Origin of the sequence: Gordonia metallireducens, from assembly GCF_021245825.1 — a bacterium.
Lineage (GTDB): Bacteria > Actinomycetota > Actinomycetes > Mycobacteriales > Mycobacteriaceae > Gordonia > Gordonia namibiensis.
Window position 1 is genome coordinate 33,247 of record NZ_JAJQJP010000050.1, and the last position, 20,988, is coordinate 54,234.

The 20,988-nt window shown below is 67.2% G+C and carries 23 protein-coding genes; 12 read left to right on the forward strand and 11 right to left on the reverse strand.

Annotated features, from left to right (window positions below; translation table 11 throughout):
* Positions 1 to 20: 20 nt before the first annotated feature.
* From LQD00_RS19190 to fdhD, 11 genes are all read left to right on the forward strand, one after another.
* On the forward strand, positions 21 to 1,130 hold the full coding sequence (locus tag LQD00_RS19190; protein ID WP_232718822.1) for an alpha/beta hydrolase fold domain-containing protein: 1,110 nt from the start codon (positions 21 to 23) through the stop codon (positions 1,128 to 1,130).
* 217 nt (positions 1,131 to 1,347) lie between these two features.
* Positions 1,348 to 1,740 (forward strand): phage holin family protein, encoded by a 393-nt coding sequence (locus tag LQD00_RS19195; protein ID WP_232718823.1) that lies wholly within the window; start codon positions 1,348 to 1,350, stop codon positions 1,738 to 1,740.
* A gap of 11 nt (positions 1,741 to 1,751) precedes the next feature.
* On the forward strand, positions 1,752 to 2,468 hold the full coding sequence (locus LQD00_RS19200; RefSeq protein ID WP_232718947.1) for an SIMPL domain-containing protein: 717 nt from the start codon (positions 1,752 to 1,754) through the stop codon (positions 2,466 to 2,468).
* 179 nt (positions 2,469 to 2,647) lie between these two features.
* Positions 2,648 to 3,160, forward strand: a complete 513-nt coding sequence (locus LQD00_RS19205; protein WP_232718824.1) for a hypothetical protein — start codon at positions 2,648 to 2,650, stop codon at positions 3,158 to 3,160.
* 142 nt (positions 3,161 to 3,302) lie between these two features.
* Complete coding sequence (locus LQD00_RS19210) at positions 3,303 to 4,451, forward strand: ABC transporter substrate-binding protein (RefSeq protein WP_232718825.1); 1,149 nt, start codon at positions 3,303 to 3,305, stop codon at positions 4,449 to 4,451.
* Positions 4,448 to 5,329 (forward strand): ABC transporter permease, encoded by an 882-nt coding sequence (locus LQD00_RS19215; protein ID WP_232718826.1) that lies wholly within the window; start codon positions 4,448 to 4,450, stop codon positions 5,327 to 5,329. Before LQD00_RS19210 ends, LQD00_RS19215 begins: the two co-directional genes overlap by 4 nt.
* Entirely contained in the window at positions 5,305 to 6,081 is a 777-nt protein-coding gene (locus tag LQD00_RS19220; protein ID WP_232718827.1) for an ABC transporter ATP-binding protein, read from the forward strand. Before LQD00_RS19215 ends, LQD00_RS19220 begins: the two co-directional genes overlap by 25 nt.
* Before the next feature lie 53 nt (positions 6,082 to 6,134).
* The gene (locus LQD00_RS19225; protein ID WP_232718828.1) at positions 6,135 to 7,493 is read left to right on the forward strand and encodes an LLM class flavin-dependent oxidoreductase; all 1,359 of its coding nucleotides are present in this window, start codon (positions 6,135 to 6,137) and stop codon (positions 7,491 to 7,493) included.
* Complete coding sequence (locus LQD00_RS19230) at positions 7,490 to 8,755, forward strand: MFS transporter (protein ID WP_232718829.1); 1,266 nt, start codon at positions 7,490 to 7,492, stop codon at positions 8,753 to 8,755. Before LQD00_RS19225 ends, LQD00_RS19230 begins: the two co-directional genes overlap by 4 nt.
* Positions 8,716 to 9,165, forward strand: a complete 450-nt coding sequence (dtd, locus tag LQD00_RS19235) for a D-aminoacyl-tRNA deacylase (protein ID WP_232718830.1) — start codon at positions 8,716 to 8,718, stop codon at positions 9,163 to 9,165. Before LQD00_RS19230 ends, dtd begins: the two co-directional genes overlap by 40 nt.
* Before the next feature lie 31 nt (positions 9,166 to 9,196).
* Positions 9,197 to 10,057, forward strand: coding sequence for a formate dehydrogenase accessory sulfurtransferase FdhD (gene fdhD, locus LQD00_RS19240; protein ID WP_232718831.1), 861 nt, complete (start codon positions 9,197 to 9,199; stop codon positions 10,055 to 10,057).
* Here fdhD and LQD00_RS19245 read toward each other — a convergent pair.
* The gene (locus tag LQD00_RS19245; protein WP_232718832.1) at positions 10,047 to 10,628 is read right to left on the reverse strand and encodes a TetR/AcrR family transcriptional regulator; all 582 of its coding nucleotides are present in this window, start codon (positions 10,626 to 10,628) and stop codon (positions 10,047 to 10,049) included. The two genes, fdhD and LQD00_RS19245, sit on opposite strands and share 11 nt — an antisense overlap.
* A gap of 84 nt (positions 10,629 to 10,712) precedes the next feature.
* On the opposite strand from LQD00_RS19245, the gene kstD reads away from it, so the two are divergent.
* Entirely contained in the window at positions 10,713 to 12,410 is a 1,698-nt protein-coding gene (kstD, locus tag LQD00_RS19250) for a 3-oxosteroid 1-dehydrogenase (RefSeq protein ID WP_232718833.1), read from the forward strand.
* On the opposite strand, the gene LQD00_RS19255 is transcribed toward kstD, so the two are convergent.
* From LQD00_RS19255 to rplF, 10 genes are all read right to left on the reverse strand, one after another.
* Positions 12,379 to 14,475, reverse strand: a complete 2,097-nt coding sequence (locus tag LQD00_RS19255) for a bifunctional lysylphosphatidylglycerol flippase/synthetase MprF (RefSeq protein ID WP_232718834.1) — start codon at positions 14,473 to 14,475, stop codon at positions 12,379 to 12,381. The two genes, kstD and LQD00_RS19255, sit on opposite strands and share 32 nt — an antisense overlap.
* A gap of 181 nt (positions 14,476 to 14,656) precedes the next feature.
* Positions 14,657 to 15,646: an aldo/keto reductase gene (locus tag LQD00_RS19260; protein WP_232718837.1), complete on the reverse strand. Its 990-nt coding sequence runs from the start codon at positions 15,644 to 15,646 to the stop codon at positions 14,657 to 14,659.
* Between the two features lie 179 nt (positions 15,647 to 15,825).
* A complete protein-coding gene (map, locus tag LQD00_RS19265; RefSeq protein ID WP_232718845.1) occupies positions 15,826 to 16,620 on the reverse strand; it encodes a type I methionyl aminopeptidase in 795 nt (264 codons plus the stop codon).
* 19 nt (positions 16,621 to 16,639) lie between these two features.
* Positions 16,640 to 17,194 (reverse strand): adenylate kinase, encoded by a 555-nt coding sequence (locus LQD00_RS19270; protein ID WP_232718847.1) that lies wholly within the window; start codon positions 17,192 to 17,194, stop codon positions 16,640 to 16,642.
* Entirely contained in the window at positions 17,191 to 18,519 is a 1,329-nt protein-coding gene (secY, locus tag LQD00_RS19275; RefSeq protein WP_232718848.1) for a preprotein translocase subunit SecY, read from the reverse strand. Before secY ends, LQD00_RS19270 begins: the two co-directional genes overlap by 4 nt.
* Positions 18,520 to 18,718: 199 nt before the next feature.
* A complete protein-coding gene (gene rplO, locus LQD00_RS19280) occupies positions 18,719 to 19,159 on the reverse strand; it encodes a 50S ribosomal protein L15 (RefSeq protein WP_006867008.1) in 441 nt (146 codons plus the stop codon).
* Between the two features lie 2 nt (positions 19,160 to 19,161).
* The gene (gene rpmD / locus LQD00_RS19285) at positions 19,162 to 19,341 is read right to left on the reverse strand and encodes a 50S ribosomal protein L30 (protein WP_005197622.1); all 180 of its coding nucleotides are present in this window, start codon (positions 19,339 to 19,341) and stop codon (positions 19,162 to 19,164) included.
* 2 nt (positions 19,342 to 19,343) lie between these two features.
* On the reverse strand, positions 19,344 to 19,991 hold the full coding sequence (gene rpsE / locus LQD00_RS19290; RefSeq protein WP_005197623.1) for a 30S ribosomal protein S5: 648 nt from the start codon (positions 19,989 to 19,991) through the stop codon (positions 19,344 to 19,346).
* 46 nt (positions 19,992 to 20,037) lie between these two features.
* On the reverse strand, positions 20,038 to 20,442 hold the full coding sequence (gene rplR / locus LQD00_RS19295; RefSeq protein WP_005197625.1) for a 50S ribosomal protein L18: 405 nt from the start codon (positions 20,440 to 20,442) through the stop codon (positions 20,038 to 20,040).
* Between the two features lie 3 nt (positions 20,443 to 20,445).
* On the reverse strand, positions 20,446 to 20,982 hold the full coding sequence (gene rplF / locus LQD00_RS19300) for a 50S ribosomal protein L6 (RefSeq protein ID WP_232718849.1): 537 nt from the start codon (positions 20,980 to 20,982) through the stop codon (positions 20,446 to 20,448).
* Positions 20,983 to 20,988 lie beyond the last annotated feature (6 nt).

The following is a 20,988-nucleotide window of genomic DNA, read 5'->3' on the forward strand; positions in this document are numbered from 1 at the left end:
CGACTCCGGAAGGTGAAGAGATGACTGCCGCGCCGATGGCCCGTCCGACGGGCAGACTGGCTGACCCGGACACCGATCTGTCTTCCGATCCGCGGACAGATCCAGTGCTCCTGGCGACATTATCGGCCTACGGGTTCGCCGGGAACAGCGGACCGGCACCGGTGGACCGCAACAGCTCCCCCGCCGACCGCCTGGCTGCGGTGGCAGCCACCGAGGAAGGCTTCGAAGCGTTCTACGCCGCCCTCCACGAAGCGCCACCCGATGACGACTCGGGCATCGACCACACGATCCGCACGATCACCGGCGTCGACGGCAACGACATCTCCTTGCACATCTACCGCCCTGCCGATGTCACCGAGACGCTGCCCGGGGTCGCGTACCTCCACGGCGGCGGTATGACCATGCTGTCGGTCGACAACGTGGTACACCGACGCTGGTGCACCGCACTGGCCCGCGCCGGCGTGGTCGCGATCGCCGTGGACTTCCGCAATGCCGGTGGACGCGGCGGCCCGAATCCGTTTCCGGCCGGATTGAACGACTGTGTCAGTGCACTCTCCTGGCTGCATGACGAGCGTGGGCGACTCGACATCTCGGCGATCGTGTTACAGGGCGAGTCCGGGGGCGGCAACCTCGCCCTCGCCACCGCACTGAAAGCCAAGCGGGACGGCATCATCGACAGGGTCGACGGCGTCTACGCGATGGTTCCCTTCATCAGTGGCGGCTACTCCTGGGATGACGAGCGAAAACTCCGCGAACTCCCGTCGATGATCGAGAACGACGGATATTTTGCCTCGTGCACACGACTCGACGTCCTGGCCGCCACCTACGATCCCGGTTCTGATAACGCCGAGAATCCCTTGTGCTGGCCATATTTCGCCTCCACCGACGACCTTCGCGGATTGCCCCCGCATGTCATCTCGGTGAACGAACTGGATCCCCTGCGCGACGAGGGCACAGCGTACTACCGAAAGCTCCTGACGGCCGGGGTACCCGCCTACGGCCGGGTCAACCTCGGCATCACCCATGCGGCCGAGACCATCTTCCCGAAGTCGGCTCGCAACGCACACGAAGTTGCCATCGGCGACATCAAACGGTTCGCGGACAGCCTGGCGGTGGGCCGCGCCCGATAGATGGTCTGGCCCACTGCTACCTCTCCCTCCGACGTCGAGTGGTACGCGGGTACCGGTCGACTCGGGGTCGACCATACGATGTGCTCTGTGTCCACCTGTATCGGAACGGCTGTTGTATCGGTCGACGCAGGCGGCGGTCTCACGTTCGACTGACGATCCATGCCGGAGTACGTGCCGGAAACCGCCTTCGGCGACTGCGGCTGGCACACTGTTGCGCATGCTGGCATTTCTGGTCCGCACCGTGTTCACCGCGGTGGCGTTGTGGGTGGCGACGCTGATCGTCCCGGGAATCGAGTTCGTGGGAGGGTCGACGACCGCCGAGAAGGTCGGGGTCGCGCTGGTCGTGGCCGTCATCTTCGGCCTCCTGAACGCCTTCGTGAAGCCGATCGTGCAGATCATCTCGATCCCCTTCTACATCTTGACGCTGGGGCTCATCCACATCGTCATCAATGCGCTGATGCTCGAGATCACCGCGTGGATCACCCGGAACACCACTCACTGGGGCCTCGAGGTCGACGACTTCTTCTGGTCGGCGATCTTCGGCGCCATCGTCGTGTCGGTAGTCGGCTGGCTGCTCGCGCTGCTGATGCGGGACCCGATCGAGAAATGAGGACGATGAGCATGGACATCCGTCGAGTCGGATTCGTGGGGGCCCTCGCGGCCGTGCTGGCACTGACCGCGTGCGGCAGCGACGGCGCCGTCGACCAGCAACGCTCGGTCACCGTCGTCGGGTCCGGTCAGGTCAGCGGCGCCCCGGACACCCTGCGAGCCGACATCGGCGTCGAGTCGACGGCCGGCGACGTGACCACCGCACTGAACGAGACGAGCGAGAAGATCCGCGCGGTCACCGACGCGGTGGTCGACGCCGGCGTGGACCGCAAGGACGTCGCCACCCAGCAGGTGTCGGTGAGTCCGCAGTACTCCAGTCCGGTCCCCGGCGGTTCCAGCCAGATCAGCGGCTACGTGGCGACCAACTCGATCCGCGTCACCATCCGCGACCTCTCCAAGGCCTCCGCGGTCCTGAGCGCCGCGGCGACCGCAGGCGGGGACAACACCCGGATCAGCAACGTCGCATTCGCGATCGACGACGATTCGGAACTCCTCGAGCAGGCGCGCGCGGCGGCGTTCGACGACGCCCGCGGCCGCGCCGAGCAGTACGCCTCCCTCGCCGACGACTCACTCGGCAAGGTGCTGACCATCAAGGAGACGACGAGCGGTCAGGAACAGCCCGCCTCCCCCGGCACCTTCGAGCGCGACGTCGCCGCCGCACCCGTCCCCATCGAGCCCGGACAACAGGAGCTGACCTTCACGGTCACGGTGACGTTCGCGCTCAACTGAGCGACACTCACCTCGCTCGCACCGGGGCCACCAGACGCCCGAATTGCCCGGTGCGCGGAGAATTTTCGGCACAGAACGGCAACGACTGGGTGACAACTCCCCATCGTCGCCGAAACACGCTCTTACGGTGAGGCGGGTTGGGGTGATCAGTACGGGGTCGAGAAGAAGGAGAGCTTGTCATGACCGCATTCCGAACACGCACTCTCGCCGCCTCGGGGCTGGCGGCCGCCGCAGTATTCGCGTCCATCGGCGTCGCCGCGCCGGCCGACGCAGCCGAAACCAAGTCGCTGAAGATCTCCGGCGAACTCGAGATCGCCCCGGACCTCGAGGTCCTCGAGATCACGGCCGACGGCGTCACCGACGACAAGGGCAAGACCACCGGCACCTATGTCGCAACACTCCTGGCCGGCGACGACGACAATCCCCTGCCCTTCAAGGTCAAGGGGCCGATCACGTGCATCCACACCGACGGGAACACGGCGTCGCTGGTCTACCCGATCGCGGCCACCGATCCCAACCTCATCCCCGCGGGACTCAGCGAGGCCCTCGCCGTGCAGATCACCGTCCGGAAGGGCCCAGGCGAGGACGACAACAAGGTCGGGGTGAACGGCCCGGCGCCGACCGATTCGTTCAAGGGATGCAAGCCCGCGGCCACCCCGTACGCCTTCGACGGGGAGATCGAGATCAAGTAGTTTCGCCTTTCTGATCGTGTAGAGCGATAGTCGTTCTGCGCCAACGGAACTAATCTCCACCGCGCGCATAACCATTGGGTTGACCGGTCGTCGATGACAGCGTGAGGACATCGCGCACATCATCGACGAATCGAGCCCACTCGTGTCCTCATCGCTGCCCTCTCACGACATCCCGCCTCCAGCCGGTACGCACGGAACGCGGCGCCGACGACGACGCTTTCTGTACACCAAGGTCTTCGCCACGGCCGCGACTCTCGCCGCCGTCGTCCTCGCGTCGGCGTGCAGTCCGTCGGACTCCGAGGTCGACCTGAGCAAGACGCTCCCCACCGACATCCCGGCGGGCACCACCCTGGTGGTGGCCGACCAGCAGAACCTGGTCCAGAACCTCCTCGCCGCGAGCGGCAACGGCGAAAACCTGCCGTACAAGGTCGAATTCGCCAACTTCACCGGCGGACCCGCGGTGCTGGAGGCCTTCCGCGCGGGCACCGCCGACGTCGCACCGGTCGGTGACGTCCCGCCGATCCACGCACATCTCACCGGGCAACAGGTTCCGATCATCCTGGCGCGAAAGGTCCAGCCGGACTCGTACCGTTTCGCGACCAGCCCCAAGGCTGCCCCGACCCTGCGCACCGGAGCCGACCTGCGGGGTAAGCGAATCGCCTATGCCGAGGGCACCGCTCAGCAGGTGGCTGTTCTCCGGGCTCTGCAGAACGCCGGGCTGACCACCGATGACGTGACCCTGGTGCGGCTGCAGCTCGTCGAGTTCTCCGAGGCACTCGGGGCCGACGAGGTCGACGTCGCACCGCTCAACGAGCCACGTCTCACCCGCTACCTCCGCGACTACTCGCGCGACGGGGCGTCGTTCCTCGACCCCGCGGCCGTCGGACGGACGTCGGAGGGACTCTCCTACTTCTATGCCCGGGGAGAGTCGCTCACCGACCCGGCCAAGGCCGCCGCGCTACGCCACTTCGTCGGTGTCCTCGTCAACTCCTTCCACTGGATCAACACGCACCCCGCGGAATGGGTGAAGGCCTACTACGTCGGCGACCAGAAGGTGACCGACGACGACGGCTGGCGAATCCTCGAATCCACCGGCACCACCGGCATCCCGGCACTCGACGACACGCTGATCTCGACGCAGCAGAACACCATCGACGTCATCGAGAAGGCCGGCGAGCTGCCGAAACCCGTGTCCGCCGCCGATCTCTTCGACCTTCGCTTCGCCCCGGTGATCGAAGAGGCCGCGGCCGCAGCAGGCGTCGACCGCGCCTCCGAGCAGGTGAAGCAATGACGACGATCGCACCGGAGACGGACGCCGGCACCGCGGTCGGACCGACCACGACGATCGACCCGGCCCCGCAGACCGCCCATCTCGAACACCGCACCGGAAAGACGCGTCGCCTCGGGCCCGGACGACCGATCCCGTTCGGCTGGCTCATCGGTCCCGCAATCCTCGTGGCGGTCTGGGTGATCGGGTCGGCGACCGGATTCATCGACCCGCGAACACTTCCCGCGCCGTCGACCATCTGGTCGACCACGGTCGAACTCTGGTCGGACGGCCGCCTGCCGACCAACATCCTCGCTTCCCTGCGGCTCGCCGCCATCTCGCTGGTCATCGGCGTCGGGGTGGGCGTCGTCCTGGCCCTGATCTCGGGGCTGAGCCGCATCGGCGAATCGATCGTCGACGGCCCGATCCAGATCAAACGAGCGATCCCGACACTCGCGATCATCCCGCTCGCCATCATGTGGTTCGGCATCGGCGACGCCATGAAGATCATCATCATCTCGACCAGCGTGATGATCCCCGTCTACATCAACACCCACGCCCAGCTGCGCGGCGTGGACATCCGCCACGTCGAACTCGCGCAGACCGTCGGCTTGTCCCGGACCGCGTTCATCCGACGCGTCGCCCTCCCGGGTGCGGTACCCGGGTTCTTCACCGGATTGCGACTGGCCGTGACGATCTCGTGGCTCGCGCTCGTCGTCGTCGAACAGGTCAACGCGACCGAGGGCATCGGCTACCTGATGAACCAGGCCCGTCTCTACGGACAGCTGGAGATCGTCGTGGTGGGGCTCGTGGTCTACGCCGTCTTCGGTCTCGTCGGCGACACCGTCGTCCGCACCGTCGAGAGGAGGGCACTGTCATGGCGAAAGTCACTGGGCAGCTGATCGATCGGGCGGAGACCTCCGCCGATGCACCTGAATCCGCACCCGAAGTCCTTGTCGTCCGGGGCGTCTCACGCAGCTTCGGCGAACGGACCGTACTCGACAACATCGACCTGACGATCCGGGCCGGCGAATTCGTCGCCCTCCTGGGCCGCAGCGGCAGCGGAAAGTCCACACTTCTGCGGGCCATCGCGGGTCTCGACAACGGCGTCACCGGCGCCGGCGACCTCTATGTCGCGCCCTCTACCTCGGTGGTCTTCCAGGACTCCCGGCTCCTCCCGTGGGCACGGGTACTCCCCAATGTCACCCTGGGGCTCGGCGGACGCGGGGCAACCGCCGCCGGTCGGCGGACACTCTCCGACGTCGGGCTCGCCGGCCGCGAGAACGCCTGGCCCACCGAGCTGTCCGGCGGCGAGCAACAACGCGTGGCGCTCGCCAGATCGCTGGTGCGCCAACCGCAGCTGCTCCTCGCGGACGAACCCTTCGGAGCTCTGGACGCGCTGACCCGCATCCGGATGCACGGCCTGCTGCGCGACCTGTGCGCGAAGTACCGGCCCGGCGTCCTGCTGGTCACACACGACGTGGACGAGGCCATCACGCTGGCCGATCGCGTCCTCGTCCTCGACGAGGGACGGTTCGTCGCCGATCGTGACCTGACCGCCCTCGGACCGCAGCGCTCGCTGCGCGACCCCGATTTCGTCAGCCACCGTGAGGCACTTCTGCGCGCACTCGGCGTCGACGCCGACGCGACCTGAGACCCTACGCACAACAACGCATCTCACGAACACCGACACGAAAAGGATCAGTTGTGACCACCGATCGTCAGCTCCACCTCAATGCCTTCATCTACCCCGTTGGGCATCACGAGGCCGCGTGGCGTCATCCCCGGACGCAGCCGGAGCGTCTGTTCGACGCGGATTACTACCAGCAGATCGCGCGGGAGGCGGAGGCCGCGAAGTTCGACGCGGTGTTCTTCGCCGACGGTCCCGCCCTGCGCACCGAGGCCGCGTACAGCGCTGCCGGGCGCCTCGAACCCATCACCCTGCTGACCGCGATCGCCGCGGCCACCGAACGCATCGGCCTCATCGCGACGGCGTCGACGACCTATTACGAGCCCTACAACCTCGCGCGATTGTTCTCGAGTCTGGACTTCCTGTCGAAGGGTCGCGCGGGGTGGAACATCGTCACCACCTCCTCCGAGGTCGCCGCCGAGAACTTCGGCCTCGCCGCCCATCCCGATCCGGCTGATCGTTACCGCCGCGCCGCGGAGTTCGTCGAGGCCGCCACCCGGCTGTGGGATTCGTGGGAGGACGACGCCGTCGTCGTGGATCGTGAGGCGGGCATCTACGCCGACACCGACAAGATCCATCGGGCTGAGTTCGTCGGGGAACACCTCAGTGTCCGAGGCGCTTTCAGCGCTCCACGGTCTCCTCAGGGACATCCCGTGCTGGTGCAGGCCGGCGCATCCGACGACGGCCGGGCCTTCGCCGCCCGTCACGCCGAGGCGATCTTCACCGCCCACCAGCTCGTCGAGCACGGGCGCGCGTTCTACTCCGACATCAAGGCGGGTGCGGCGAAGCTCGGCCGCAACCCCGACCACGTGGTGATCCTGCCGGGCCTCAGCCCGTTCATCGGCGGCACCGAGGCGCAGGCGCGCGCACTCGAGCAGGAGTTCAACGAACTCACCGTCCCCGCCTACGGGATCAAGCAGTTGCGCGGCATCATCGGCGTCGACCTGTCCGGTCATGACCTCGACGCCCCCGTCCCCCAAGAACTCTTCGGCGACGCCGGGGACGTCACCAGCAACAAGCGCAGCCGCAAGCAGGTGGTCGCGGGCATCGTCGAACGGGAGAAGCCGACGCTGCGCACTCTGCTCCACCGGCTCGCCGGCGCGCGCGGTCACCGGGTGTTCGCCGGCACCCCCGAGCAGGTCGCCGACACCATCGAGCACTGGTTCACCACCGGCGCCGCAGACGGATTCAACATCATGCCGCCCTACTACCCGGGCGGACTGACCGACTTCGTGGAGACCGTCGTACCGATCCTGCAGCGCGGCGGCCTGTTCCGCACCGAGTACTCGGGCACCACATTGCGTGACCACTTCGGTCTGCCGCGACCGGCCAGCCGGTTCACCGCCGAGGCCGACGCCGCACAATACGCGAGTTGAGCGCCACCACAAGCCAACTCGTCCTCCACGTCTACATCCCGACGTCGCTGCTGGGCCTGGCGACGGGGGCGACCGCACCGGTCGTCCCCCTCGCCGCGCTCGCGCACGGTGCGTCGCTCACGCTCGCCGCGCTCGTGGTCGCAGCCGGCGGGCTCGGTGTACTGATGGCAGACCTGCCTGCCGGCCGTCTCGTGTCGCAGGTGGGTGAACAGCGGTCGATGCTGATCGGCGCGGTCGTCGGACTCGTCGGCGCCGCACTGTGCGTCGTCGACGCATCCCTGCTGACCCTCACCGCCGGGGTGACGTCACTCGGTCTCGCACAGGCTGTCTGGGGTCTGGCGAGACAGTCGTATCTCACCGCGGCGGTCGATCCGGCACGACGGGCCCGGGCGATATCGGCAATGGCGGGCATGCATCGGCTGGGCTTCTTCGTCGGGCCGTTCGCGGGCGCCGCCATGCTGACCACTGCGTCCGGCATGGTCGGGGTGTTCGTCATCCAGTTGATCGCGGTCGGTGCCGCCGGGGTGCTGATGTCGACGATGGCCGACGCCGAGAGCCGCACCCCGGGAACGCCGTCGGCACCGATCTGGGCGACCGCCCGCCGTCATCGTGATCCGCTGATGCGGTTGGGGCCGGGCGCTTTCGCCCTCGGATCACTGCGGGCCACGCGGATGGTGTTGTTGCCGCTGTGGGCCGAACGGGTCGGGATGGATGCGTCGACGACCGCCCTGCTGTTCGGTGTGGCCGGGGCCGTCGACGTGGTGTTGTCGTACCCGTCGGGTGTCGCCCTCGACCGCTGGGGTCGACGTGGGATGGCGATACTCTCCACCGCATTGTTCGGGACGTCCCTGCTGGCGCTGCCGCTGGTCCACACACCCGCCGCCCTGTGGTTCGTCGCGCTCGGCATGGGTGTCGGCAACGGACTCACCAACGGACTGGTGATGACCGTGGGCGCCGACATCTCCCCCGCCGACGCCCGTCCACAGTTCCTGTCGTTGTGGCGCCTGCTGCACGACGCCGGGGTGGCCGGCGCGCCGGGCGCGGTGGGCGGGATCGCGGGCGTCGCCGGTCTCCCCGTGGCCGCGATCGCGATGGGTGTGGTGGGGCTCGTCGGCGCCGGATTCTTCGGTCGTAACCTCGCTCCCGGCAGATACTCTCCGCCCGGCCGAGAACCGTCCCACCTCACCGCGGATGGACCACGCCCGCCTGGCATCCTGGATCGGTGCGAGCCGTCATCCAGCGAGTCAGTCAAGCCCGCGTGAGCGTCGACGGCGAGGTCGTCGGCGAGCTCGACATCCCGGACGGCGGATCCGGTCTCGTCGCTCTCGTCGGCGCCACCCACGACGACACTCCCGATCACGCCGCGAAGCTCGCAGACAAGATCTGGCGCCTGCGGATCTTCAACGGCGAGGAAGGCCCCGAGAAGGCAGCCGCCGACATCGATGCGCCGATCCTGGTCATCAGCCAGTTCACCCTGTACGCCAACACCGCCAAGGGACGCCGGCCGTCGTGGAACGCCGCCGCCCCGGGCCCGGTGGCAGAGCCGCTCGTCGATGCGGTCGTCGACGCTCTGCGCGCTGCTGGTGCCACGGTCGCCACCGGACGGTTCGGAGCGAACATGCAGGTGAGCCTGGTCAACGACGGACCTGTGACGCTGATCCTCGATGTCTGATGACTAGCGTCGAAGGACTAGGGTCGAATCCGTGGGACGAATAACCGCACGACGCCGTGTCACCCGCATCCGACGCGATGCGGCCCCGACGCAACGCGCCGACACCCTGGCCGTCGAGGAGCCCCTCGAGATCCGCGTCGGCGGTCAGCAGCTGAGCGTCACCATGCGCACCCCGGGCAACGATTTCGAACTCGTCGCCGGATACCTCGTCTCCGAGGGCGTCATCACCGTAGGCAGCGACTACTCCACTGCACGCTACTGCGCGGGCACCGACTCCACCGGCGCCAACACCTACAACGTCGTCGACGTCTCGCTGGCCGGCCACGTTCCGCCGCCCTCGGCCGGCGTCGTCCGCCGCAACACCATGACGAGTGCGTGTGGTGTGTGCGGCAAGGACAGCATCGAGGCCGTCCACACCCGCTCGGCCCACGATCCGGCCGCCGACACCCTGACCGTCGACGTCGACACCCTGCTGGATCTCCCCGACCGTCTCCGCGCCGAACAGGACGTCTTCGACAAGACCGGCGGACTCCACGCGGCGGCCCTGTTCGACGCCGACGGCGAACTGCTCGTCGTCCGCGAGGACGTGGGCCGGCACAACGCCGTCGACAAGGTCATCGGCTGGGCGGTCCTCGCCGACCGACTTCCGTTGTGCGGCAACGTCCTTCAGGTCTCGGGTCGAGCCAGCTTCGAGCTGGTACAGAAAGCGGCGATGGCGGGCGTCCCGATGCTGAGCGCGGTGTCCGCACCCTCTTCCCTGGCCGCCGACCTCGCTGACGACCTCGGCATCACCCTGATCGGGTTCTCCCGCGGCGAGTCGATGGTCGTCTACACGCGGCCGGATCGGGTCGTCGGCGCGACGGCTGATCGCTCCCAGGCCGTCAGCGGCTGAACGCCGATGCCGCGATCGCGGCGTCGATGACACCGAGCAGCGAGGCGTCGGGATCCTCTGCCGACATCCAGCGACGGTAGGCGTACTCGACCACCGCGAGCACCGTGCACACTGTGACACCCGGCCGGAAGTCCGCTTCGGGGTCGAGATCCATACGCGCCGCGGCCATCTCGATGAGCCGCGCCTTGTCGGCGTCGTCGATGAGCGTCATCTTCGCCGCGACGCCGGGTACGGCGAGAACCACCGACTGCCACTGCCGCATCTCCTCATCGTCGACATCGGCGGTCTGCGTACGGACCGCCGCGATCAGTGCGTCGACGATCGTGAGCCCGTCGGGTTGGGCGGCGAAGCCCGCGACGATGGCCGCACTGCTGGCACGCAGGGGACGCAGCAGCAGGTCCTCCTTGGTCGGGACATAGCGGTAGTAGGTGCTCGGCGAGACGCCGGCGGCCGCCGCGATCTCGTCGGTCGTCACCCGGTCGTAGCCACGTTCGACGAAGAGCCGCAGCGCCGCGGCATCGATGTCACGGCGCACCTGCGTGCGCTGCTTCTCGCGAAGAGACGGTCCCATACCGAGCCATCGTGCCACCTTGTGGGACCAGCCCCAAAAGTGATAGTAACTGTCACATAGACAGTTACTATCAGAGGAGCGGCGATGAACGAAGTGGATGTGATCGTGGTCGGGTCCGGCGCGGGCGGGATGGCCTCTGCGATCACCGCGGCCGCCCGGGGGTTCGACGTGGTGCTGCTGGAGAAGTCCTCACACTGGGGCGGGTCCACGGCGAGATCCGGAGGCGGGGTGTGGATTCCAGGTAACGATGTCCTGCGCGCCCACCTGGCCGCCGACGACGCCGAGTCGGCACGCACCTACCTCCACGCCATCGTCGGTTCCGACGACCCGCGCATCGACGTCTACATCGACCGGGGAGATGAGGCACTGCGGTTCCTGACCGAACACTCCGCACTCGATCTGCAGTGGGTTCGCGGCTACAGCGACTACCTACCGGAACAGCCCGGGGGCCTGGCCCGAGGCCGGTCCTGCGAGCCGCGGCCGTTCGACCTCCGGCGCCTCGGTCACGATCACGCCACCATGCAGCCGTTCTACACCCGAACACCGATGAACGTCGTTGTGCAGCAGTCCGATTACCGTTGGCTGAGCACCGGACTCCGGCACTGGCAAGGACCGATGCGGGCGCTCAGGGTCGCCGGCCGCACCGCCCTGGCCAGGGCCCGGGGAGCTCAGATCGTCGGACTCGGCGGCGCGCTGGCCGCCTCGCTGATGGTCGGCGTACGGGAAGCGGGGATTTCCGTTCATCTCGACATGGAGGTCATCGAGGTGACCCGCGCCGGAGACCGCGTCACCGGCGTCCGGTGCGCCGACGGAACGTCGTTCATAGCGCGCCGTGGGGTCGTCGTGGCCAGTGGCGGTTTCGACCACAACGAATCGATGCGGAGCGAACACCACCGGGCGCCGGCAGGCGCGTCGCTCTCCCTGGGGGTTCCCTCCAACACCGGTGACGGCATCCGCGCAGCGGTGGCTGTAGGCGCGGCGACGGCCCTGATGGACGATGCGTGGTGGGCTCCGTCGATTCCGTTGCCGAAGGGACCCTGGTTCGCACTCGCCGAACGTTCTCTGCCGCGCAGCATCATCGTCAACGCACACGGACGCCGCTTCATGAACGAGTCCCTGCCGTACGTCGAGGCCACCCATCGCATGTTCGGCGGCCTCCACGGACGCGGCGACGGCCCGGCCGAGAACCTCCCCTGCTGGCTGATATTCGACCAGACCTACCGCAACCGGTACATGTTCGCGGGGAAGCCCGCCCGTGCCCCACTGCCGTCCTCGTGGTTCGACTCGGGTGCGTTGACCACTGCCCGGTCGGTCGGCGAGCTGGCGGACACGATCGGTGTGCCTGCCGCCGCACTGAGCGAGACCATCTCGACCTTCAACCACGCCGCCCGCACCGGTCACGACGCGGAGTTCCATCGTGGCGAGTCGGCCTACGACCGCTACTACGCCGACCCCACCAACCGCCCCAATCCGAGCCTGGGTGAGATAACCCGCCCGCCGTTCTACGCGGCGCGCATCGTCCCGGCCGACCTGGGCACCAAAGGTGGGATCGTGACCGACGAGCATTCCCGCGCACTCACCCCGGACGGTGCCCCCATCCCCGGCCTATACGCCGTCGGCAACGCCTCCGCCGCGCTGATGGGCCACACCTATGCGGGCCCGGGCGCCACCATCGGACCGGCGCTCGTCTTCGGTTACCTCGCGGCGCTGCACGCCACGGATCAGCAGGACCGCTCCCAAGCAGGCGACGTCACGCCTCCTTGCCCGACGCCGCGAGTTTGAGCAACTGACCCGCGGTGGCATCCGGGAGATATGCGCGCGAGACCGCCAAACCGATTCGGGGAAGATCGGATTCATCGCGGAAGGCGAGATACACCGGTTCGTAGCGCGGGTTGAACTTCTTCTTGAACGTGTGCAACGACCGGAAGCCGTAGTAGGGCTCCAGAGCCGCACCGAGGGCGTCGAGCAGTTTGTCGAGCGGCTCGGGATCGAAGTCCTCGGTGCGCGCGAGCGGTGCGCCCGACAGCGAGATGAATTGTGCGCCCTCGTCCTTGAAGGCCACCGCCGACGAGGCGATGAGGTACTCGACCACGGGGCCGAAACCGTCGGTGCGCCGACGCATGATGTCCAGCGTCCAGCCCGCAACCTCCCCGCCGGCGGCGTACACCGGCAGCCACGACAGCACACCGTGGACGTTCCCGTCGGGATCGACGGCGAGCGCGACGCGCACCGCCGGGTCCATCGCTTCCTCCACGCTGCCGAGCGTGAAGCCCATCTCGGGTAAGCCCTTGTCCCCCACCCATTCCTCGGAGATGGCACGGACCTGGGTCCGTACCGCGAAGGATTCGTCGGCCAGGGTCACCATGCGCATCGTGATGTCCTGCTTGCCGGCCTTGTTCAGCGCGGACCGCACGTGCTGCCACGGCTTGCCCTTGAACTCCAGCCCGGGCAGGTCGACGATCGTGTCCTCGGCGATCTGCACGCTGAGCCAACCGCGTTCGGTGACGATCTCCGACGTCGACGACCCGATCGAGAACCAGCACGGCGTCGCTCCCGAACGCTCGGCCAGTTCGATGAAGGCGTTCACCGCATCCCGACGACGGTCCGGGGCGCACACCGGATCCGCCAGCGCCAGAAAGGTTCCGACATGGTTCTGGTAGGTCACCACCGACTCGCCGGTGGGGTCACCGTCCGACGAGGTGAACTGGTAGGAGTTCCCGGGCCAGGTCGTCATCCACGACATCGTGCCGCCGCCGTGCTGACGGAGAAGGGCCTTCACGCGGTCCACCGGATCGACGTCGGGGTCATCACCAGGTGCACCCACGTGCCGCACCCGCCACGGGACGGCGAAGGCGAAGCGGCCGGGTATCAGGATGGCCAGCAACACCGCCCACAGCAGCGTCGTTCCCAGAGTCACCGCCCCCTCGGTGGAGACGTCGGTGAAAATCACCAGGACCACGGTGAGCACCGTGAGCACGACGTTCAGCGCGCCGAGGACGACTGCGACCCACCAGGCCCACCGCTTACCGCGGCGCAACTGATCAGCGATGAGAACGTTGATCACCAAGCCGATGAGCATGGTGAACACGGAGTCGTCGCCGGCATCGGTCGGACCCAGCGGGCCGTCCCCGGGGAACAGGAAGACCATCAGGTTCGCCGCCGCGATCACGAGCAGCGCCGCACAGCCCAGCATGCGGACCTCGCGCCGGGTGCGCGGCATGTACCCGCGTTCCTTGGTGGCGAAGAACTTCTCCCCGACCACGAGCATGATCAGCGCTGCGAGAACGTATTCGACGGACGCGAGGGTCCCCTGGAACAGGAACGCGATCGCGACGACGGCACCCATCAGCACCCGGACCCGGAGTCGCCACGGCGACCGGACCGTCGCCGAGGCCACCGCGACCGCCGACACGACCAGTGCGCCGACCCCGGTACCCCGTGACTCGGACAACTCCTCCGCCCACTGCCACGACGTGACCTCGGTGGACAGCAGCCACAACAGGCCGACGGTCAGGAAGCACGCGACGAGGTGACCGCCGAGCCCGACCAGGATCGCCTTCACGGTTCCGAGTTGCCATTCGGCCCAACCCATTCCGACGATGACGATCACGAACGCGAGCGCGTACAACCAGGGCCCGGGTTCGACGAAGGCGGAGCTGATCGGTGTCCACCACTTGCCCTCACGCAGAGCGGGCAGACCGAAGGCCACCTCGTGGTACCAGGACTTGTCGTTCGCACGACCCCACAGCGAGCCGGTCGCGACGCCCACGACCGCCAGCGCGATGGTGAGCGCGGCGGTGAACGGCAACCGGCGGACAGCGGCGGACCACGACACGTCGAAGTGCATGGTCAACGGTACGACGGCCGGTGGCCCAGCACACGGTCAACAACGGGAACCGGCACGAATGCACCCGTCGGGAACAGATTTCGACACAGATTCCGTGTCGGACGGACACTCACTCCGGGCGCGGGGTGAGAGTCCGCGGGCCGTCGGCAGTGGCCGCGACGCGCAGTGGCGCGGTCGCAGGTCACTCGCGAGCCGACGACACCAACTGCGGTTGAGCCGACCGATGACCGCGAACCCTGGCGGCCAGCGTATCCAGTCGCTCGACCTGCTGCGCGGTCAGTTCGACGTCGACGCCCGCCAGGTTCTCCGAGACACGCTCGGCGAACCGGGAACCCGGGATCGAGACGACGGGGAGATCGAACTCGCGACCCTTGGTGTAGAACCAGGCCAGCGCCAGTTGCGCACCGGACACACCGACCTCGTCGGCGATCTGCAAGAACTCCTCGAGGATCGGCTTGTTGTACGCCAGGTTGGTGGGCGTGTAACGCGAGATGCTCAGGCGCACATCGCCTTCGACCAGATCGCTGTGGTCGAGGAGCCCGGCCAGCCACTTACGGCCCAGCGTCGAGTAGGAGACGAAACCGACGCCGTGCTCGCGGGCCGCGGGTACCACGAAGCGTTCGACGTCTCGGGAGACGACGCTCCACTCGGACTGGATGGCGGCGATCGGGTGCACACTGACCGCGCGGCGGATCTCGTCACCGGTCGCCTCGGACAGACCGATGTGCAGGACCTTGCCCTCTTCGACCAGCTCCTTGACCGCGCCGATGGTCTCCTCGATCGGGACCACGGGGTCGACGCGGTGTTGGTAGTACAGGTCGATGCGATCGGTGCCGAGACGTGCCAGGCTGAGTTCGACCTGCTCGCGAACGTACTCTCGGTCACCGCGGACCCCGCGCTGCCCGACACCGCCCTGACCGACGATGCCGAACTTGGTGGCGAGCTGGACGTCGTCGCGGCGGGTCTTGAGCAGCTTCCCGATCGTCGTCTCACTGCGCCCGTTGCCGTAGACGTTGGCGGTGTCGATGAACGTCACACCGCTGTCGACCGCATGCGTGAGGGTGCGCAGGGCGTCGTCATCCGACACCGCGCCGTAGACGTCGGTCAGCGACATGCCACCGAATCCGAGGGCCGAAACCCGCAGCCCGTCGCCGAGTTCCACAGTCGTCATCTCGTCCCACTCTTCTCTGCTCGACACCCGTCATCCACCGCGCCCGGTCACGCCTACACGGTCATGACCATTCAACGGGTGAGCGGATCGGCGATCAATCGTTGCTCGCTGTATGAACGATAAGCGGAACTCCACAACGCGGCAGACTCGCAGACGGTCGCGCAGATCAGCCGGCGCGACTAGCGGGGTCGCGGGGTGAGGATGCGCGGGCCGTCGGCGGTGACCGCGACGGTGTGTTCCCAGTGCGCGGCGCGGGAGCCGTCGTCGGTGACGACCGTCCAGTCGTCCTCGAGAACAGTGGTGTCCACGGTGCCGAGGGTCAGCATCGGTTCGATCGCGAGGGTCGACCCGATCACCAGTAGCGGGCCCTTGCCGGGCGCGCCCTCGTTCGCGAGGAAGGGATCCATGTGCATCTCACGGCCGATACCGTGACCGCCGTAGCCGTCGACGATGCCGAACGGGCGGTTGAACTTCTTCTCGGCGGCGCGGGTACCGAGTTCGATCGCGTGGGAGATGTCGGTGAGGCGTGCGCCGTCGACCATGGCCGCGATACCGGCCTCCATCGAGAGACGGGTGGCCTCGGACAGTTCGGCGTCGGCCTGCGACAGCTCCCCGACCCCGAAGGTCCAGGCCGAGTCGCCGTGCCAGCCGTCGAGGATCGCGCCGCAGTCGATCGACACGAGATCACCCTCGGCCAGAACGACATCCGCCGACGGGATTCCGTGGACGACGACGTCGTTGACCGAGCTGCAGATCGATCCGGGGAAACCGTTGTAACCCTTGAAGGAGGGAACGGCCCCGGCCTCGCGGATCACGGTCTCCGCGACCTCGTCGAGCTCGAGGGTGCTGACCCCCACCTTCGCGGCGTCACGGACGGCCACGAGGGCCGATCCGACGACTGCGCCCGCTGCTGCCATCGCATCCAGTTCACCGGCGGAGCGGAACGGAACGCGCTTGCGTTTACGAAAACCCATCAGCGGACGCAGTCGGGTGTCAGTTGACGCCGGCGCCGAGGGCGCTCAGCACGCGCTGGTGGACATCCTGGATGTCGCCCACCGCGTCGATGGTCTTGACCTCGTCGCCGTAGTAGGCGAGGAGCGGGGACGTCTCCTTGGTGTAGACGTCCATCCGGTTGCGGATGACCTCTTCGGTGTCGTCGGCACGACCACGGGCCATCATGCGTTCCACGACGACGTCGGTGTCGACGACGAAGGACAGCACGGCGTCAAGCGAGGCGTCGAGATTGGCCAGGATGTCCTTGAGGGCATCGGCCTGCTCGGTCGAACGCGGGAAGCCGTCGAGGATGAAGCCCTTGGCCGCATCCGGCTCGCCCACACGGGCACGAACCATGTCGACGGTGATCTCGGAGGGGACCAGGTTGCCGGCGTCGAGGTACTTCTTGGCCTCGATACCGACCGGGGTGCCCTGGGAGATGTTGGCGCGGAACAGGTCACCGGTCGAGATGTGCGGGATGCCGAGGGCTTCGCTCAGCAGTTCCGCCTGGGTGCCTTTGCCTGCTCCGGGCGGGCCGAGAATAACGAGTCTCACTTGAGGAATCCTTCGTACTTTCGTTGCATCAACTGACTGTTGATCTGTTTCATCGTGTCCAGGCCCACACCGACCATGATCAGTACGGCCGTGCCGCCGAACGGCAGGTTCTGGACGTTGCCGCTGTTACCGATCTCGAGGAACAGGTTCGGCAGGACCGCGATGATACCGAGGTAGATCGAACCGGGCAGAGTGATGCGGCTGAGAACGTAGCCCAGGTACTCCGCGGTCGGGGCGCCCGGCCGAATGCCCGGGATGAAGCCACCGTACTTCTTCATCTCATCGGCACGTTCTTCCGGATTGAACGTCACCGCCACGTAGAAGTACGTGAAGAAGATGATCATCAGGAAGTAGACCGCGATGTAGACCCCGTTGCTGGGATCGGTCAGGTACTTGGTGACGTACTCCTGCCACGTCGACTGCGTGCCGTCGGTGCTGCGCGTCAGTTCGACGATCAGCTGCGGCAGGTACAGCAGCGACGAGGCGAAGATGACCGGGATGACGCCGGCCTGGTTGACCTTCAGCGGCAGGTAGGTCGACGAGCCGCCGTACATCTTGCGGCCGACCATGCGCTTGGCGTACTGCACCGGGATGCGGCGCTGGCCCTGCTCGATGAAGACGACGCCCGCGACGATGATCAGCGCGGCGACACACACCAGGGCGAAGACGAGTCCGCCGCGGGTGTTGAGGATGGTGCGACCCTCGGCCGGGATGCGAGCTGCGATACCGGCGAAGATCAGCAGCGACATGCCGTTGCCGATGCCGCGCTCGGTGATGAGCTCGCCGAACCACATGACCACACAGGCGCCGGCGGTCATGACGAGCACGATGATCATCAGACCGAAGATGCTGGAGTCGTTGAGCACCTCACCACTGCTCGCACAGGACTGCGGGAGGAGCTGACCGCGGTCGGCGAGGGCGACGATGCCGGTCGACTGGAGGAGCGCCAGGGCCACGGCGAGATAACGCGTGTACTGCGTCATCTTGGCCTGGCCGGCCTGGCCTTCCTTGCGCAGCTGCTCGAACCGTGGGATGACCACCGTGAGCAGCTGGACGATGATCGACGCCGTGATGTACGGCATGATGCCGATCGCGAACACCGACAGCTGCAGCAGCGCGCCGCCGGAGAACAGGTTGATCAGGGAGTAGACCGAGCTCGACTCACCGGCCGAGACCTCGTCCAGACATGCCTGCACGGCCTGGTAGTCCACACCGGGCGACGGCACGGTCGCGCCGAGGCGATACAGGATGATGATGCCGAGAACGAAGAGGATCTTCTTCCTCAGGTCCGGCGTCCGTATGGCCGCGAAGAGGGGGGAAAGCACTAACTCCTCCTAGGAACGACCACGCGAGGGTGCAGTTCCGGGTCGGTCACGACCCGATCCCCGTGTGCTCGGCAATCGACAATGTTCGGGATGCGGCGATCTTGCGGATGCGGCAGACAACGTCTGAAACTCTAACAGTGACGCCGAAACCGCCGGTCGGACGGCAGCGTTGCTGCCGCCCGACCGGCGGTCGGTTCCGTCAGAGTTCGGTGACGCTGCCTCCGGCAGCGGCGATCTTCTCCTTGGCGGAGGCGGTGAACTTGTCGGCGGTGATGTCGACCTTGACGGAGAGCTCTCCGTCGCCGAGCACCTTCACCAGCTTGTTCTTGCGCACCGCGCCGGCTGCGACGAGCTCGTCGACGCCGATGGTGCCGCCCTGCGGGAAGAGACGCGCGATGTCGCCGACGTTGACGACCTGGTACTCGATCCGGTTGCGGTTGGTGAAGCCCTTGAGCTTCGGCAGCCGCATGTGGATCGGCATCTGGCCACCCTCGAAGCCGGCAGGCACGTTCTTACGTGCCTTGGTGCCCTTGGTGCCGCGGCCCGCGGTCTTACCCTTGGACCCCTCACCGCGACCCACGCGGGTCTTGTCGGTCTTCGACCCCGGTGCGGGGCGAAGGTGATGGAGTTTGATGGTCATGCTTAAACCTCTTCGACTGTCACGAGGTGACGAACCGCGTTGATGAGGCCGCGGTTGATCGGCGTGTCCTCGCGGGTGACGGTCTGGCGGATGCCCTTCAGTCCGAGGGTCCGCAGGCTGTCACGCTGGTTCTTCTTGGTACCGATGGTGCCCTTGACCTGAGTGATCTTCAGCTCTGCCATGATCAGACTCCCTGTCCTGCGCGAGCGCGCAGCATACCGGCCGGAGCGACGTCCTCGATCGGCAGACCACGGCGGGCCGCGACCTCTTCAGGACGCTGCAGCATCTTGAGTGCCGCCACGGTGGCGTGGACGACGTTGATCGCGTTGTCCGAGCCGAGGCTCTTGGCCAGGACGTCGTGGACGCCTGCGCACTCGAGCACGGCACGCACCGCGCCACCGGCGATGACACCGGTACCGGGGCTGGCCGGGCGCAGCATGACGACACCGGCAGCGGCCTCACCCTGAACCGGGTGGGTCACGGTGCCGCCGATCAGCGGGACGCGGAAGAAGTTCTTGCGAGCCTCTTCGACACCCTTCTGGATCGCGGCCGGAACTTCCTTGGCCTTGCCGTAGCCGACGCCGACCATGCCCTGGCCGTCGCCGACGACCACGAGAGCGGTGAACGAGAAACGACGTCCACCCTTGACCACCTTCGAGACGCGGTTGATGGTCACCACGCGCTCGAGCTGGTTGCGGTCCTGGTCGCGGCCGCCGCGATCGCGACGGTCTCCGCGGCCACCGCCGCGACGGTCGTTGCCGCCACCTGCGTTGTTCTGGTTGTTGTCGTTACCGGCGGGTCCGTTTCCGCCGTCACGCTGACGTCCGGGCATCAGAGGTTCCCTCCGGTCATGTGGGTGTAGCTGGTGAAGATGGTCATCAGAAGCTCAGGCCTCCCTCACGGGCGGCATCGGCGAGCGCGGCGATACGGCCGTGGTAGTCCTTGCCACCACGGTCGAACACGACGGCGTCGACACCGGCAGCCTTGGCGCGGGCGGCGATGAGCTCGCCGACCTTGCGGGCCTGGGCCGACTTGTCGCCGCCTGCTGCACGCACGTCGGCCTCGATCGACGACGCGGCGGCCAGCGTCTTGCCGGCCAGGTCGTCGATGAGCTGCACGTGGATGTGGCGCGAGCTGCGCTTGACCGCGAGACGCGGGCGAGCCGGGGTTCCGCTGACCTTCTTGCGGAGACGGAAGTGCCGGTTGACGGTCGCCTTGCGACGACGCGTCGACACGTCCTTGCCGAGGGGCTTACGGCTGGTCTTGGTAGCTGTGTCACTCATGGCTTACTTACCCGTCTTTCCGACCTTGCGACGGATCTGCTCACCCTCGTAACGAATGCCCTTGCCCTTGTAGGGGTCCGGACGACGCAGGCGGCGGATGTTCGCCGAGATCTGGCCGACTTGCTGCTTGTCGATACCCGTGACCGAGAACTTGGTCGGGGACTCCACGGCGAAGGTGATGCCTTCGGGGGCCTCGATCGGCACGGGGTGGCTGTAACCGAGGGCGAACTCGAGGTCCTTACCCTTCGCCTGTACGCGGTAGCCGACACCGAAGATCTCCATCTTCGTGGTGTAGCCCTGCGTGACGCCGATGACCAGGTTGTTGATCAGCGAACGGCTCAGGCCGTGAAGCGCGCGGCTGCGACGCTCGTCGTTGGGGCGGGTGACAACGATGGTGTTGTCTTCCTTGGCGACCTCGATGGGCTCCGAAACGGTGAGCGCGAGCTCGCCCTTGGGGCCCTTGACGGTCACACGCTGTCCGTCGACGGTGACGTCGACGCCCGCGGGGATCTCGATGGGGTTCTTTCCGATACGCGACATGTCGTT